The sequence below is a fragment of the Candidatus Latescibacterota bacterium genome (genome assembly GCA_020633725.1).
In the GTDB taxonomy this organism is placed as follows: Bacteria; Krumholzibacteriota; Krumholzibacteriia; order JACNKJ01; family JACNKJ01; genus VGXI01.
On sequence record JACKDC010000004.1, the window covers coordinates 259869 to 276108 of the forward strand.

General features: G+C 68.5%; 13 protein-coding genes. 9 read left to right on the forward strand and 4 right to left on the reverse strand.

Annotated elements, in window-relative coordinates; genetic code table 11:
- The first annotated feature begins 35 nt into the window (after positions 1–35).
- The gene (locus H6693_10860) at positions 36–2885 is read left to right on the forward strand and encodes a hypothetical protein (GenBank protein ID MCB9516683.1); all 2850 of its coding nucleotides are present in this window, start codon (positions 36–38) and stop codon (positions 2883–2885) included.
- A 320-nt stretch (positions 2886–3205) separates the two neighbouring features.
- On the forward strand, positions 3206–4405 hold the full coding sequence (locus tag H6693_10865) for a right-handed parallel beta-helix repeat-containing protein (GenBank protein MCB9516684.1): 1200 nt from the start codon (positions 3206–3208) through the stop codon (positions 4403–4405).
- Between the two features lie 63 nt (positions 4406–4468).
- Here the strand turns inward: H6693_10865 and H6693_10870 are convergent, their stop codons facing one another.
- The 3 genes from H6693_10870 to H6693_10880 are packed head-to-tail and all read right to left on the reverse strand — an operon-like array spanning position 4469 to position 5923.
- On the reverse strand, positions 4469–5089 hold the full coding sequence (locus H6693_10870) for a biliverdin-producing heme oxygenase (protein ID MCB9516685.1): 621 nt from the start codon (positions 5087–5089) through the stop codon (positions 4469–4471).
- Positions 5090–5099: 10 nt separating this feature from the next.
- Entirely contained in the window at positions 5100–5240 is a 141-nt protein-coding gene (locus tag H6693_10875; GenBank protein MCB9516686.1) for a hypothetical protein, read from the reverse strand.
- A gap of 59 nt (positions 5241–5299) precedes the next feature.
- Positions 5300–5923, reverse strand: a complete 624-nt coding sequence (locus H6693_10880; protein ID MCB9516687.1) for a protein-L-isoaspartate(D-aspartate) O-methyltransferase — start codon at positions 5921–5923, stop codon at positions 5300–5302.
- A gap of 153 nt (positions 5924–6076) precedes the next feature.
- On the opposite strand from H6693_10880, the gene H6693_10885 reads away from it, so the two are divergent.
- The 6 genes from H6693_10885 to H6693_10910 all read left to right on the forward strand — a co-directional run bounded on the left by H6693_10885 (position 6077) and on the right by H6693_10910 (position 13551).
- Complete coding sequence (locus H6693_10885) at positions 6077–7939, forward strand: ABC transporter substrate-binding protein (protein ID MCB9516688.1); 1863 nt, start codon at positions 6077–6079, stop codon at positions 7937–7939.
- Positions 7940–7954: 15 nt separating this feature from the next.
- On the forward strand, positions 7955–9448 hold the full coding sequence (locus H6693_10890; GenBank protein MCB9516689.1) for an ABC transporter permease subunit: 1494 nt from the start codon (positions 7955–7957) through the stop codon (positions 9446–9448).
- Between the two features lie 7 nt (positions 9449–9455).
- On the forward strand, positions 9456–10517 hold the full coding sequence (locus H6693_10895) for an ABC transporter permease (GenBank protein ID MCB9516690.1): 1062 nt from the start codon (positions 9456–9458) through the stop codon (positions 10515–10517).
- Between the two features lies 1 nt (position 10518).
- Complete coding sequence (locus tag H6693_10900) at positions 10519–11526, forward strand: ABC transporter ATP-binding protein (protein MCB9516691.1); 1008 nt, start codon at positions 10519–10521, stop codon at positions 11524–11526.
- An 86-nt stretch (positions 11527–11612) separates the two neighbouring features.
- Positions 11613–12563, forward strand: a complete 951-nt coding sequence (locus tag H6693_10905; GenBank protein ID MCB9516692.1) for an ATP-binding cassette domain-containing protein — start codon at positions 11613–11615, stop codon at positions 12561–12563.
- A 376-nt stretch (positions 12564–12939) separates the two neighbouring features.
- Positions 12940–13551: a hypothetical protein gene (locus H6693_10910; GenBank protein ID MCB9516693.1), complete on the forward strand. Its 612-nt coding sequence runs from the start codon at positions 12940–12942 to the stop codon at positions 13549–13551.
- A gap of 58 nt (positions 13552–13609) precedes the next feature.
- Here H6693_10910 and H6693_10915 read toward each other — a convergent pair whose 3' ends face one another.
- Positions 13610–14107 carry a hypothetical protein gene (locus H6693_10915; GenBank protein MCB9516694.1) on the reverse strand — a complete coding sequence of 166 codons (498 nt, stop codon included), beginning with the start codon at positions 14105–14107 and terminating at the stop codon, positions 13610–13612.
- A 158-nt stretch (positions 14108–14265) separates the two neighbouring features.
- Here H6693_10915 and H6693_10920 point away from each other — a divergent pair, with 158 nt between their 5' ends.
- Entirely contained in the window at positions 14266–16233 is a 1968-nt protein-coding gene (locus tag H6693_10920; GenBank protein ID MCB9516695.1) for a VCBS repeat-containing protein, read from the forward strand.
- Positions 16234–16240: the final 7 nt, after the last annotated feature.

Here is a 16240-nt window from a genome sequence, read left to right on the forward strand (position 1 = left end):
CGGCAACTCCGCTCAGCGCTCCTGGAGGAGATCCCTTGCGCCGTCCCTGGCACATCCCCCTTCTCAGCCTGCTCCCGCTCGTCGCCGCCGGCGGCCTCTGCGGGGCCTCGCCGACGTCCGTCCCGGGCCCGCTGCTGGGGCCGGACACGCTGTCGGTGGCGCATCGCGCGGCCATGGAGAGCGAGCTGGACGGCCTTCGCGCCGCCGTCGCCCGGGACGAGCTCGGCTGGCGCGCGGGGGAGACCTCGATGCTGCGCCTGACGCCGGAGGAGCGGCTTCGGCGCCTCGCGGAGCGGCCGTGGCCGCAGACGTCGCGGGGGGGCGAAGCCGCGCGCGGGAAGGGCCGCAAGACCCTGCCGCCCAGGATCGACTGGCGCGACGCCCGCGGCGACTTCGTCAGCGGCGTGCGCGAGCAGGCCAGCTGCGCCGACGGCTGGATCTTCGCGGCCACCGGCGCCCTCGAGAGCGCCTTCCTGCGCGCCACGAAGGGCGGGCGGCTGCCGGACTTCGACCTCGCCGAGCAGCAGGCGCTGAGCTGCCTCGACGACTACGGCCTCGGCCGCGGCTGCGAGGGCGGCTGGCCGGAGGACGTCTTCTGGCTTGCCGAGAACGTCGGCCTGCTCGAGGAGGGCTGCCAGCCCTACGCCGGCGATCCGCAGCGCGCCTGCGACAGCCACTGCCCCGACGCCGACGCGCGCCGCTGGCGCTTCGCCGCCGACGGGCTGGTCTGCGCCGCGGCGGATCCCGTCGCCATCAAGCGCGCGCTCGTGGAGCGCGGGCCCCTGGTCACCACGCTGAGCGTGGACGCGGGCTTCATGGCCTACGCCGGCGGGGTGTACCGCCCGCTGGGGCCGGTGCTGGGCTATCACGCCCTGCTGCTCGTGGGCTATGACGACGCCGAGGGCTGCTTCCTCGTCAAGAACAGCTGGGGCGAGGGCTGGGGCGAAGCGGGCTTCGCGCGCATCGCCTACGACGCCGACTGCGACCTGGGCAACTGGACGCGCTGGGTGGAGTTCGACCCGAGCGCCATGGGGCCTTTCGCGGCGATGAAGCCCTCCGCCCAGCGCGCGCGCAGCGGCGAGTCGCTCACCTTCCGCGACCGCTCGCTCGGCGTGAATGCGCCGATCACCGTCTGGGAGTGGGACCTCGACGGCGACGGCGACGTGGACGCCACCGGCCCCGGGCCGCAGCGTTTCGTCTACATGAGCGCGGGCCGCTACACGCCCACCCTGCGCGTGGTGGACGCCCAGGGCCGCGAGGCGCGCCGCGCGCTGGAGGGCGGCGTGGAGATCGTCTTCGATGGCCCGCTCTGGACCGTGGACGCCGCGGCCGGCGCCCCCGACGGCGACGGCAGCCCCGCGCGCCCCTTCGCCGACATCCAGCAGGCCATCAACGCCGCGGCGCCGGGCGACACGGTGCGCGTGCTGCCGGGCGTCTACCGCGGCGCGATGAACACGGCCCTCGACAACGCCGGCAAGGCGCTGCTGCTGCTGGCCGCCGGCGAGCCGGGCGACGTGCGCATCGACGGCGAGGGCGAGCATCGCCTGCTCCGACTCGACGCCGCCGGCACGCCGGTGGGCAGCGCGTCGCCGCTCGTACGCCTCGAGGGCTTCACGCTGGAGCGCGGCGCCGATCCGCTGCGAGGCGGGGGCATCCTCGCCGAGGGCGTGAGCCTCGAACTCGTCGACTGCACTGTCGAGAACTGCCAGACGCTCAAGGACGTCGGCGCCGGCGGCGCGATCTGGTGCGACCGCGATCTGCGCCTCGAGCGGTGCAGCTTCCTCGAGAACCGCAGCGGCGGCGACGGCGGCGCGATTTTCGCCGCCGGCGGCAGCGTGCAGCTCGACGGCTGCCGCTTCGACGCCAACGCCGCGGGCGCCGAGGGCGGCGCGCTCTGGCAGGGCGGCGGCGTGCTGGCCGCGGCGCGCAGCGCCTTCGTGGACAACGCGGCGCTCCTGCGCGGCGGCGCGCTGGGTCTGCTCGGCGTGAACGCGGGCCTCGACGCCCTGCGCTTCACCGGCAACGTGGTCACGGCCCCCGCCGGCGACCTCCGCGGCGGCGGCGCGGTGGCCTGGGAGGCGCCCGGCGCCGACCTGCTCGTCACCAACTGCCTCTTCACGGGCAACGAAGCCCCGGAGGGCGGCGCGCTGCGCGCCGACGGCGGACGCCTCAGCGGCGCACAGCTCACCTTCTGGGGCAACCGCGCCCTGCGCCGCGGCGGCGCCCTGGCGCTCATGGGGACGGGCGAGGCCGACCCCGTGATCGCGAACAGCATCCTCTGGGGCGACGCGGCGCCCGAGGGGTCGGAGTTCGCGGCGCCCGGCGGCGCGGAGTTCCGTCACTGCGTGCTGGCCGGCGGCGCCGGCGGCAAGCTCGTAATCGACCTCGACCCGCGCTTCCGCGACCCCGACGGCGGCGACTTCTCCCTCGACGACGACAGCCCCTGCCTCGGCGCTGGCGCCCGCGAGGGCGTGCCCGCCCTCGACCTCGACGGCGAACCCCGCCCGCAGCCCGCCGGCAGCCTGCCCGACCTGGGCGCGCTCGAGTCGCCGCTCACGGGGTCCACCGCCGCGCCCGAGACCGCGCCGAGCGGCCTCGTCTTCGGCGGCGCCTATCCCAACCCCTTCAATCCGCGCACGACCTTCAGCTTCTCGCTGCCCGCGCCCGGCGACGTGACGCTCCAGGTCTTCCAGTCCTCCGGCCGCCAGGTGGCCGAGGTGCTGGAGCCGCAGCCCCTGGCCGCCGGCGACCACAGCGTGCCCTGGGTCGCGCGCGACGAGGCCGGCCAGCCCCTGGCCAGCGGGATCTACCTCGCGCGGCTCTCGGTGCACTACGCCGACGGCGGCGAGGACCGCGCGATGCAGAAGGTGCTGCTGGTCAAATAGCCGCGCTCGCGAGTGCTTTGCCTCGCTTCGCACGGACGTGAGGCGCTCGGCCAAAGCACTCGCTCGCTGGCGTGGCACTCAAACTTGACTCGCCTGTCCTGAAACCCGCCCCCGGGGGCGGGAGGCTGGGGCGCGCCGTGCGATTCCGTGCACTTGCCCCCTTGCCCCGCGAAGAAGAATACTATACATTGGTATCCATGACAAGGGGTGGGATGCAGTTTCTTTCGAAGTCGGACGGAAGTTGCGACGGGACTGGCGGCCCTGCACGCGGGAGCTCTCCACCCGCCCCCGGGGGCGGGTGGCCATGCTACAATTGGAGAATGAAGCCGACGATTGCCTCTGTTGGGAGTGCCTGGCTAGTCGTGATTGCCGTGCTGGGGGCGGGACCCGCGCGCTCTGCGACGCACCTGGTACCAGAGGGGCACTCGACGATCCAGGGGGCACTGGCTGCTGCGGCGTCCGGCGACACGGTCAGCATCGCGCCGGGCACCTACTACGAGCACGACCTTGTGTGGCCGCCGGGGGTCCTGATACTTGGCAGAGCAAGCAGCCCAGAACAGGTCGTGATCGATGGCCAGTTTCAAGGGCAGATCGTAGGTGGCGAGAACCTCGTCGGCGGGTCCGAGATCGGCTTTCTGACTCTCAGAGGTGGACTCGGGGCGGGGCTCTACGGCAGCGGGCTTCTGGCCAGCGGCGAAGCCTTCATCCATGACATCACGATCGAAGATTGTTCGGCCTCTCATGCGATCTACGGCATTGGCCTCTGTTCACTCGGCAAGATCACGATCTCGGACTGCACGCTGCGCCGAAACACCTCGACGGCTGCTGGTACCCATGGCGGGGGGGCCTATCTGGCCAGCACAGGGCTAGGACTGACCTTCAGCATTTCGAATCTGGAAGTACATGAGAATGACGCGGAGCACGGGGCTGGAGTCTATGTGAACGGTTCACAGGGGACCATCTCCGGCCTGTACGCGCACGACAATCTTGGCTCCGGGCTCTCGGTATACGATGGGGACTGGGGGACCGGGCCCAGGGTCGAGAACTCCCTGTTCATCTCGAATGAGGGGTCGGGGGTCACCTTTGACGCAAGCCTGATCATGCAAAGTTGTACCGTGGTCGACAATGGTCCCGCGGGTTCCTGGATCGGCGGCATCAGTTGCGGTTCCACCTGGGACCATCCGCACAACCCGAGCATCACTCAGTGCATCGTGTTCGACAACAGAGGGTCGGGGATCAGCTGGTTGGATCCAACTTCGTTCGCGCTCAGCTGCAACGACGTCTACGGCAACGCCTACGCGAACTACGTCAACCTCGCCGACCAGACGGGGCTGAACGGCAACCTCTCCGAGGACCCGCGATTCTGCGGCCGCGGCGGCAGCCCCTACGCGCTCGCGGCCGACTCCCCCTGCGCGCCGGATAACAACGGCTGCGGCGTGCTGATGGGCGCCTTCCCGGTGGCCTGCGAGGGCACGGCCACGGAATCTCGCAACTGGAGCTCGATCAAGGCGCTGTACTGATCCGCCGCCCGTGGCGCGCGAGCCGACGCAACCCGCCCCCGGGGGCGGGTGCGGCTCTACCCGCTAGCCCAGCGCCTCGCTGATCGCGCCGATGCCGCTGAACATCTCGCGGGCGGCGGCGACGAGCACGTCGGCGTCGGCCGGGGCGAAGCCGACGGCGTCCATGTCCCGCTTGAACTGCGCCCACTTGGCCGGCTGTTCGGCGCCGTAGGGGTCGAGGTAGCGCTGGCCGTGGCCGTTCAGTCCCAGGGCCGGGGCGAGCTGCCGCACGATGTAGCGGTTGCCGTTGTTGCTGCCCTCGAGGACGTAGTGGTAGCCGAGCAGGGCGAGGGGCGTCTCCGCGGCCGCGCGCTCGATGGACGCCACCAGGGCGGCCGTGGCGGGCAGGGGCGTCACGGCGGCGGGATCCTGACCGAGGGCGTCCAGGTCCTCCAGCAGGTAGGGCTCCTGTAGCTGCTCCTCGCGGAGGGCGGCGAAGGCCGGGCTGCCCATCAGCGCGCGCAGCGGGGCCTCGAGCGCGCGGTGGACCAGGAGCATCTGGCCGAGCCAGCGGGCGTAGTCGTCGCGGGTGAGTTCGCCCTTCACCATGCGGCGCTGGAAGTCCTTGCCCTCGGCGCTGCTGTGCAGGTCGGCGGTCTCGGCGCGCAGGCGCTCCATGACGGTGGGTGCGGCGGACGCGGACATCGATCCTCCCTCAGAAGCCCAGAAAGCCCCAGAACATGATCGCCAGGGGCACCAGCAGCCAGAGCAGACCCTTGATCAGGAAGAAGAGAAAGCCCAGTGCACCCAGGCGCTTGAGCCAGCGGCGGCCGTTGCGACGAGGCGTGGGTTCCATGGCATCTCCCCGGGGTGAGGCCGCCCTCGTGGCGGCGTCGGCGCAGAAGTTAGTCCAGCCTAAGCGCGGCTGCCAGGGTTTTCTTCCCCGCGCAGGGGGACGAAACGCACGGGCAGCAAGCGGCGTTCCCGCAGGCGGTGGCCGTCGCGCTCCACAAGCAGCAGCGACTGCACTTCGTCCACCGGGCCCACCGGGATGAGCAGGCGGCCGCCGTCGGCGAGCTGGTCGGTCAGCGCCGGCGGGACGCTTGCGGCCGCGGCCGTCACCAGGATCGCCGCGAAGGGGGCGGCCTCGGGCCAGCCGGCGCGGCCGTCGCCCACGCGCAGGTGGACGTCCCCGCAGCCGGCCTGGCGCAGGGTCTCGGCGGCGCGCGCGGCCAGAACCGGGTCCAGCTCCACGCTGTAGGTCTCCGCCCCCAGCTGCGCCAGCAGCGCCGCCTGGTAGCCCGAACCGGTGCCGATCTCGAGCACCCGGTCGCCGGCGTGCAGCGCGGCGGCCTCCAGCATGAGCGCCACGATGTAGGGCTGGCTGATCGTCTGGTCCGGCCCCAGGGGCAGGGGGCTGTCGGCGTAGGCGCGGTCGGCCCACTCGCGGGGGACGAAACGCTCCCGAGGCAACTCGCCCATGGCGGCGAGCACCCGGGGATCGGCGATGCCCCGGCCCGCTAGCTGCCGCGTGACCATGAGCGCCCGCGCGCGGTCGAAATCGGTGAACTTCTTGCCCATAGTTGCGTAGACCCGGATGAATCCGCCACTTAGGCGCCGGGGCCATTTGACCTTCACCCCGGCATCCGGTAGATTCTCCCTTTCCGCATCCTAGCAGGAGGTACCACGACGATGAAGTTGGGACTGCGCGGCCTCGCCGTCACGCTGGTGTTGTTCTTCGCGGTGCAGGCGCAGGCCGAGCCCGGTGTCCCGGGCGTACCCCCCGAACTGGGCGGTCCCGGCTTCGAGGAGTGGGTGGCGGCGCACCCCGAGGAGGGGTGGGAGACCCGTGAGGCCACGGTGTCCGGCAACCCGAACGCGGTGAAGGGCGGCCGGCTGCGGATGTCCATCCCCGAGTTCCCCGCCACGCTGCGCACCGAGGGCAAGGACTCCAACAGCGTCTTCATCACCTCCGTGGCCGGACTGCTCTACGAACCCCTGCTCACCCTGGATTCGAACACGCTGGAGATCGTGCCCGTGCTGGCCACGCACTGGAAGACCTCCGAGGACAAGATGACCTTCAGCTTCCGCATCAACCCGGAGGCGCGCTGGTCCGACGGCGCCGCGGTGACCGCCGACGACGTCACCGCCACCTGGCGGCTGCTCACCGACGAGGGCATTCTCATGCCCTACACGAACATCCTCTACGGCAAGTACGCGGAGCCGGTGGCGGTGAGCCCCTACCTCTTCAGCGTGACCACCACCGAGGAGAACTGGCGGCACTTCCTCTACTTCGCCATCTCCATGCGCATCCTGCCGGCGCACATCATCGGCGGACTCGACGGCAGCGAGTACCTCGAGGAGTTCCAGTTCAAGATGGTGCCCGGCACCGGCCCCTACCTGCTGAAGCAGGAGAACATCGACACGGGCCGCAGCCTCATGCTCACCCGGCGCACCGACTGGTGGGGCGCGAACCTGCCCGAGAACGCCGGCCTCTACAACTTCGACGAGATCGAGTGGCTCACGATCATGGACGAGCGCCTCGACCTGGAGAAGTTCAAGAAGGGCGAGCTGGACGTCTACGTGGTCAGCCGCGCGAGCTGGTGGGTGAACGAGTTCAACTACGACGAGGTGGAGCGCGGCGTCTGCCTCAAGCGGAAGGTCTACAACGAGAAGGTGCAGGGCATCGCCGGGCTGGCGTTCAACATGCGCGAGTGGCCCTTCGACGACATCCGCATCCGCAAGGCCTTCGCCCACCTCTACGACCGCGACAAGCTCATCGACAAGCTCTTCTACAACGAGTACGAGAAGCTCTACTCCTACTTCCCGGCCAGCGTGTACGAGAATCCGAACAACGTGCACTACGAGTACGATCCCGAGCTGGCCAAGCAGCTCCTCGCCGAGGCCGGCTACAAGACCCGCAACGCGGACGGCTGGTTGCAGAACGACAAGGGCGAGATCATCGAGCTCACGCTCACCTTCGACACGCCGAGCTGGGAGCGCATCCACACGGTGCTGCAGGAGGATCTGCAGAAGGCCGGCATCAAGCTGAACCTGAAGCAGCTCACGTCGATCACGCAGTTCCAGAACAACATGGACCACAACTTCAAGCTGGCCTTCCAGAGCTGGGGCGGCCTCTTCTGGCCCAACCCGAACAGCTCCTTCCACTCCACCACGGCCGACCAGACGCCCTCGACGAACATCACCGGCGTGAAGGACGCCATGATCGACTCGCTGGCAACGCTCTACGACGAGGAGTACGACCCGGCCCTGCGCGTGGACTACATCAAGCAGATCGATCGCCGCCTCTCCGAGATCTGCCCCTACGGGCTCGCCTGGTACGGTCCCTTCCAGCGCGTGGTGTTCTGGAACAAGTTCGGCTACCCGGACGGCTACCTCGGCCGCACGGGCGACTACCTGGCCATCCAGACCTACTGGTACGTGGATCCCGCGAAGGAGAAGGCCATGGAAGAGGCCATCGCGGATCCGTCGAAGCGGCTGCCGACGGGCGAGGTCGAGGACAAGTACTGGCTGCGCAAGCTGGGCAAGCTCTAGTCCCGGCCGCGTACGATGACCAGCTACTTCATCCGGCGCTTTCTGCTCATCATCCCCACCTTCCTGGGGATCACCGTGCTGGTGTTCACCATCATGCAGCTCGTGCCCGGCGGTCCGCTGGAGCAGGAGCTGCTGAAGCTGCAGGCCGGCATGATGATGGGCGGCGAGGCGGCGGGCGGCGGGGACATGAACCAGGTGGGCGGGATCGAGATCCCGCCGGCCGCGCTCGAGGAGATGCGGCGCTTCTACGGCTTCGACAAGCCGATCCACATCCGCTATCTGCGCTGGCTCGGTCTCTGGCCACGGGAGATGGACGGCGTCACGCTCACCCCGAACGAGTGGAAGAAGATCAGCAAGGGCGTGCGGGCGCGCGCCGTGCCCACGGGCGCCGGCGATGGCGCCGACGCCTACCAGCTCGAGTGGGACTACAGCGACCTGCTCGAGCGCTGGCAGGTGGCCGAGGTCCTGCCGCCGGCGGAGGGCGCGAGCGACTCGACCGTGATCGTCGCCTGGCTCAAGTTCAAGGGTGCCTGGGTGCGCAAGATGGAGGACAGCACCGCCGTCCAGCCCGGCCACTGGACCACGCTGCCGGGCGAGGTCCGCGCCCGCGTGGATCGCGGCGACGAGGGCTGGAAGGTGACCCTCGACACCGACGCGGTGAACGCGAAGTGGAAGATCACCGAGGTCACTCCCCCCGATGACAGCAATCCCGCACCGCGCATCGTCGTCGCCTGGACGCGCTTCAGCGGCCTGCTCACCGGCGACCTGGGCCGCAGCTACGTCTACGCGGAGCCGGTGGGGGCGGTCATCAAGAAGCGCTTCCCGGTGTCGATCTACTTCGGGCTGACGGGCTTCCTGCTCTCCTACCTCGTCTGCATTCCCCTCGGCGTCTTCAAGGCCATCAAGCACACCAGCCGCTTCGACGTGGCCACCAGCGCCGTGGTCTTCCTCGGCTACTCCATCCCCGGCTGGGCGCTCGGCGCGGTGCTGCTGGTGCTCTTCGGCGGTGGAAGCTTCTGGAACGTCTTCCCGCTCGGCGAATTCCGCAGCGCGGGCTGGGAGACCTTCAGCACCTGGCACAAGATCACCGACCAGCTGCACCACACCATCCTGCCGGTGGTGGCCTACATGGTGGGCAGCTTCGCCACGCTGACCGTGGTGATGAAGAACTCGCTCCTGGAGAACCTGGGTCAGGACTACGTGCGCACGGCCTTCGCGAAGGGCCTGCACGAGCGGCGCGTGGTCTTCGTGCACGCCCTGCGCAACAGCCTCATCCCCATCGCCACGGGCCTGGGCCATCTGCTCAGCCTGATCCTGGCGGGGAGCTACCTCATCGAGAAGGTCTTCAACATCCAGGGCTTCGGCCTGCTGGGCTTCACCAGCATCATCAAGCGCGACTATCCGGTGGTGCTGGGCATCCTCGTCATCGGCTCGCTGCTCAGGCTCTTCGGCAACATCTTCAGCGACATTCTCTACGCGGTCATCGACCCGCGCATCCGCTTCAAGTAGGGGAGTGATGGCCACGCGCACCGACGACAGGCAGCAGGTCAGCGTCTCGATCTTCCGGAAGCGCCTGCGCAAGTTCCGCAAGATCAAGCGGGGCTACTACTCCTTCGTGATCCTGCTCACGCTCTACGCCGTGAGCTTCCTGCTGCCCGTGCTCGTGAACAACAAGGCCATCGTGGTGCGCTACGAGGGCAAGACCTACTGGCCGCTGCTGCACTTCTACCCGTCGACGACCTTCGGTCTCGACAGCGGCGAAGAGCCGGACTACCGCGAACTGCGGGCGACCCTGGCAGAGAACGGCCGCGGCTTCGCGCTGATGCCGCCCTATCCGTTCCATCCCAACGAATCGCTGCTCGACCTGCCCGGCGAGCCGCCGCACCACCCCAGCCGCGCGCACTGGTGCGGCACGGACAACCGCGGCCGCGACGTCTTCGCGCGCCTGCTCTACGGCTTCCGCATCTCCATCAGCTTCGCGCTGATCACCACGCTGGTGGCCTACGCGGTGGGCATCTCGATCGGCGCCATGCTGGGCTACTTCGGCGGGCGCTTCGACATCACCGTGCAGCGCTTCATCGAGATCTGGAGCTCGATGCCCTTCCTCTACACGATGATCATCATCAGCTCGATCCTGCAGCCCAACTTCGCGCTGCTGGTGCTGGTGCTGACGCTCTTCGGCTGGATGGGCATGACCTACTACGTGCGCGGCGAGTTCTATCGGGAGAAGGCGAAGGACTACGTGGCCGCGGCCATCGCCATGGGCGCGAGCAGCCGGCAGGTGATCTTCCGGCACATCCTGCCCAACGCGTTGACGCCGGTGGTGAGCTTCGCGCCCTTCGCGGTGGTGGGCTACATCGGCTCGCTGGTGAGCCTCGACTACCTGGGCTTCGGCCTGGCGCCGCCCACCCCGAGCTGGGGCCAGCTCGTGCAACAGGGCATGGACGACGTCACCACCGCCTGGTGGCTGGTCCTCACGCCCCTGGCCGCGCTCTTCTTCACCCTGCTCATGGTGACCTTCATCGGCGAGGCCGTGCGCGAGGCCTTCGACCCCAAGGTCTTCTCGAGGTTGCGCTAGCATGGCCGAGCGAAAGAAGCTCTTCGAGGTGCGCGGCCTGACCACGCGCTTCCACACCGAGGCGGGCACCGCCACGGCGGTGAGCAACGTCGACTTCGACATCTTCGAGGGCGAGGTGCTCGGCATCGTGGGCGAGAGCGGCAGCGGCAAGAGCGTGACCGCGCTGAGCCTCACGCGGCTGATTCCCAATCCGCCCGGCGAGATCACGTCGGGCTCGGTGCTGTTCCAGGGCCGCGACCTGCTAAAGCTGAGCTACGACCAGCTGCACGACATCCGCGGCAAGGAAGTCGCGATGATCTTTCAGGAGCCCATGACCAGCCTCAACCCGGTCTTCACGGTGGGCTACCAGATCGAGGAGATCATCGACCTCCACGAGAACATGAGCAAGGACGAGATCCGCCGCCGCGCCGTGGAGATGCTGCGGCTGGTGGGCATCCCCGACGCCGAGAAGCGCATGAAGGACTACCCCCACCAGTTCTCCGGGGGCATGCGCCAGCGCGCGATGATCGCCATGGCCCTGGCCTGCAACCCCGCGCTCCTGATCGCGGACGAGCCCACCACCGCGCTCGACGTGACCATCCAGGCGCAGATCATCGACCTGATGCTCGAGATGAAGCGCCGCCGCCAGGAGGCCGCGGTGATGCTCATCACCCACGATCTCGCCGTGGTGGCCGAGACCTGCGATCGTGTCATCGTGATGTACGGCGGCGTGATCCAGGAGGTCGCGCCGGTGGGCGAGCTCTTCGAGCGGCCGCTGCACCCCTACACGCTGGGCCTGCTGGGCAGCCTGCCGCGTCCCGAGCTGCAGTCCCAGGAGCGGCTCAGCACCATCCGCGGCACGGTGCCCAGCATCCTCGAGATGCCCAAGGGCTGCAAGTTCTGCACGCGCTGCGACCAGGTGATGCCCCGCTGCGAGCGCGAGGAGCCGAGGCTTCTCGACGTGGGCGGCGGCCACCTCGTGCGCTGCCACCTCATGGCCGAGGTGGACGTCGAGGAGGTGGAGCAGTGAGCCGGGGCAAGCCTCAGGTCGCGACGTCGGGCGAGCTGCTGCGGGTGGAGAACCTGGACGTCCGCTATCCCATCTTCGGCGGCGTGATGCTGCGCAAGGTGGCCGAGGTCCACGCGGTGGACGACGTGAGCTTCGCCGTTCGACCGGGCGAGACGCTCGGTCTGGTGGGGGAGTCCGGCTGCGGCAAGAGCACGGTGGGGCGCGCGCTGCTGAACATCCTGTGGACGACGGCGCCGGACGTGGAGATCAAGGGCCACGCCTACTTCAACGCGGACGGCCGCGCGGTGGACCTACTGCCGCTGAACCGACGGCAGATGCGGCCCTACCGCAGCGAGCTGCAGATGATCTTCCAGGACCCCTACAGCTCGCTGAATCCGCGCCTCACCGTTGGACAGATCATCGAGGAACCCCTGACCCTACACAGGTCCGGCATGGGGCGCGCCGAGCGCATCGAGCGCGTGGGCTGGCTGCTGGACAAGGTGGGCCTCAGCGCCGAGCAGAGCCACCGCTACCCGCACGAGTTCTCGGGCGGACAGCGCCAGCGCATCGGGTTTGCGCGCGCGCTGGCCACCAACCCCAAGCTCATCATCGCCGACGAGCCCGTCAGCGCCCTGGACGTGTCCATCCAGGCGCAGGTCATCAACCTGCTCATGGACCTGCAGCAGGAGTTCGGGCTCACCTACGTCTTCATCGCGCACGACCTCAGCGTCGTGGTGCACATCAGCACGCGCATCGCGGTGATGTACCTGGGCTGCATCGTCGAGATCGGCGACGCGAAGGACGTCTACCACCGCCCGCTGCATCCCTACAGCAAGGCGCTGCTCAGCGCCGTGCCGCGGCCGGATCCCAGCAAGGCGGGCAAGGCGAAGCGGATCATCCTCAAGGGCGACGTGCCTACGCCCATCAACAAGCCCAGCGGCTGTGCCTTCCGCACGCGCTGTCCGATCGCGAAGCCCGACTGCGCCGCGGCGCGCCCGCCGCTGGTGGAGGTCAATCCCGGGCATTTCGCGGCGTGTCCGTACCACGCGGAGATGTAGGCGTAGGTACTACCAAGCAGTCGTCTTTGACCGTCTCCACGTCGGTAGGCAACTCAGATGGCCCCAGCGATTGAATGATGGTCGAGCTTGCCAGCTCACTTTTGCGGTCTCGGCATGTGACGGAAGAAGGTCCAGGAGTAGCGGTAGACCCGGAGGCACCAGTGAGGTGACCACCCACGAACTCCATTTCGTGGCTCAACTTATTCTCTGCCTCTGCTGGACTGCAAGCACGGGCGCCGTCGCCCCATTGAGGGCCGCGGAGCAGAGCCGGCCCGTTCAAGCAGACACTTTGGCATTGAATACGTCTGGGTCAGGATTCGAGGCGACGGGCCTGAGGAACTACCGTGTCTTCCGGTGCGGCACAGCAGTCGATAGCGTGAAGAGCATCTTTCCTGGCTTGCTCAACCCTCAGAATGCCGACGCAGAAGGAAGCTACAGGCCGCTGAACGCCATGATGGACATCAGGGTACCTGAGTTGGACTACATGCTGGATGGGTTCGATCCGGATTCGATTCTTCCTGGAACGAAAGCCTATCAAAGCATCCGCGGAGTGATCATGGCGAGTCCCGAGATGCAGAACATCCTCGACGGAAACAGCCTCTTCTACCAGGTGTCGCTTGACCCGAACGCGATTTCATTCCAGGCATTCGAGGTGAGCTTCCCTTGGACGAGAAGTACTGTTAGTGCCAAGGGTGAAGCGTCCAATTGCGAGGAAAGTGTGCGGTTCACAAAGGCTGCATATGAAGCGGGTTGCGAGTTCGCGAAGACGATGAACCGTCGGGCGTGGTCCCCGGGGACGACTCTGGACTACAAACTCGCCAACGATGTGGATTTCTATTCGGTGTCGGCGCTCACCAGGACCAGCAAGGACACTGCCGCCGGGACCGTATCCCTCTTGGTGTTACTCTACAGCGTAGAGGACGAGGCACTCGTTGCTGAGTCCATGCCAGCGGTTAGCTACCGGCGCCGTGCTTTCAGCCGCCCCTGAGTTCGGCGGGCCAGATCGAGTGTCTTCAGCCCTGGGATCCCAGAACAACAGGCGCTCTCTACTCCCAGAACGTCACGACGCCCGCCGGCAGGCTGTCGGCGAAGGCCTCGAGGCGGAACTTGCCGCCGGGGCCGTCGGTGGCGCTCAGCCTGAGGCCGTAGACCATGGGCTCGAGGCGGCCGAGGGCGAAGACGTCCTGCAGCGAGTCGTTCTCCGCGTAGATCTTGATCTCCAGCGCGCAGGTGTCGCGCACGAAGGCGAAGACCGTGGGCATGCTGGAGAAGGGCGACGGGATCGTCTGGTAGCAGACCCGCGCCTTGGCCTCGAGGTCGTAGCCCTCGCAGGGAGGGTCGTAGTTGTGCAGCGCGGGGACCATGTTCACCGAGCCGAGGGTGACGTGGTGGGCGGCGCCGGTCGTGTCCACGAGCGTCGGGCCGAACATCGGGCCGCGGGGCTGGGCGAAGTCCCAGATGTCCGTGGAGTCCGGCGCCACCTCCGCGCCGGCCGCAGGCGACAGCAGGAGCAGGGGAAGCAGCGCGAGTAGCAGAGCCTTCACTGCGTGTCCTCCGGGTGTGGGCCTTCGAAGCCCCGCTGGCGTGGGATCCTAGGGACCGGGACTCCCGCGGTCAAGCGCCCTCGGCGCCGTCTGTCCAGGTCCATCCCAGCAAGGACTGTGCTACAATTGTGGCGAACCGCCGGACAGGGGGGACCACGATGAAGCTCGGGCCGGCCATTCTCACGCTCTTGCTGGCAACCTCCGTGGCCACCGCCGAGGCCCAGACCTGGGAGGCGGACGACGGGATCTTCAACCCCAGCGGCATTCCCTCGCTGACCTTCTCGCAGCCCCGGCTGGCGGATCTCGACGGCGACGGCGACCTCGACCTGATCCTCGGCAGCTCCGTCGACGCGCCGCTCTACTTCGAGAACGTCGGCACGCCCACCAGTCCGGCGTTCGCGCGCGGGGACGACATCCTCGCTCCCATCGATCCCCTGGACGCCGAGATGGTCGTTGCGGGAGACCTCGACGGGGACGCCGACCTCGACCTCGTCACCGGGGGCTACCTGGGCCTGCAGCTCTTCACCAATGTCGGCGACCTGCACGCGCCAGCCTTCACGCGGGTCGACGGCTTCTTCGCCGGCCTCGCGGCGGGTTCGCTCCCCGTGCCGACCCTCGCCGATCTCGACGACGACGGCGACCTGGACCTGCTGGTCGGTCTCAGCGAGGATGGTCGCCTCAAGTTCTATCCCAACCTCGGGACGCCCGTCGCCGCCGTCTTCACCGAGGCCTCGGCCACGATCTGGTACGACGTCGGCCTCTACGCGTATCCCTGGTTCGCCGATCTCGACGGCGACGGGGACGTCGACCTGCTCTCCGGTCGCGACCAGCACGGCTTCGTCTACTATCGCAACATCGGCAACCCGACCACGCCGATCTGGCAAAGCGCCGACGCGCTCTTCACGGGCCTCGGCGCCGCCACCTACTGGAACTCGCCCTGCCTGGTGGATCTCACGGGCGACGGCCGGCTCGACCTCATCCACGGCACCGACGCGGGGCCCCTGCAGTACTACGTCAACACGGGCAGTCTCGAAGTGCCCGCCTGGACCGCGAACACGAGTCTCTTTGGCGGCGTGCTCGACGTCGGCGCGGCCAGCTCGCCGTTCTTCTTCGACTTCGACGGCGACGGCGACCTGGATCTGGCGAGCGGCAGCCAGCTCGGTGACATCAAGTACTTCGAGAACACCGGCACGGCGGCGGCGCCAGCCTGGCGCGCCGACCACGCCTACTTCGCCGGCATCGACCACTCGATCTACTCGGCAATCACCCTGGGGGACGTGAACGACGACGGCCTCGCCGACGCGGTTGCGGGCGACCTGAACGGCCAGCTGTTCTTCCACCCCAACACCGGCAGCGGCTTCGACTATGACGGCGCGGTCTTCACGGGAATCAACCTCGGCGGCTGGTCGGTGCCGCGCTTCGTGGACATGGACGGCGACCTCGACCTCGACCTGGTGGCCGGCAACGAGGCGGGACAGCTGACCTATCTCGAGAACCAGGGGACCGTCGCCGCGCCAGCGTGGGTTGTCATCCCCGGCTTCTTCGGCGGGCTCGACGTGGGCAGCAACTGCTCGCCGACCCTCGGCGACTTCGACGGCGACGGCGACCAGGATCTGATCACGGGGAACCTCTCGCACGCCGTGCGCTACTTCGCGCACGAGGGAGCAAGCTGGGTGGAGGACGCGAGCGTCCTGGCGGGGATCACCGCCGGCCAGAACGCGGCGCCGGCGCTCGCGGATCTCGACGGCGACGGGGACCTCGACCTCACGATCGGCAACTACGGCGGCACCTTCAACTACTACCGGAACCCGGGGCCCCCGACCTCCGTGCCGGAGGAGAGCGTGCCGGCCAAGGGGCTCGCGCTCGCCGCCTACCCCAACCCGTTCAACCCCACGACCGTCCTGCGCTTCCGCCTGAACGTGCCGGCGGCGGTGGAGCTCGCGATCTATGACCTGGCCGGACGCCAGGTCCGAACGCTGTCGACCGGCCCCCTGAGCGCGGGCGATCACGAGGCGAAGTGGGACGGCCGCGACGCGCAGGGCACGCCCCTGAGTTCCGGCCTCTACTTTGCGCGCCTGCGCGCCGGCGGCGACCAGAGCGCGACGAAGCTCGTCCTCCTCAAGTAGACTTGCC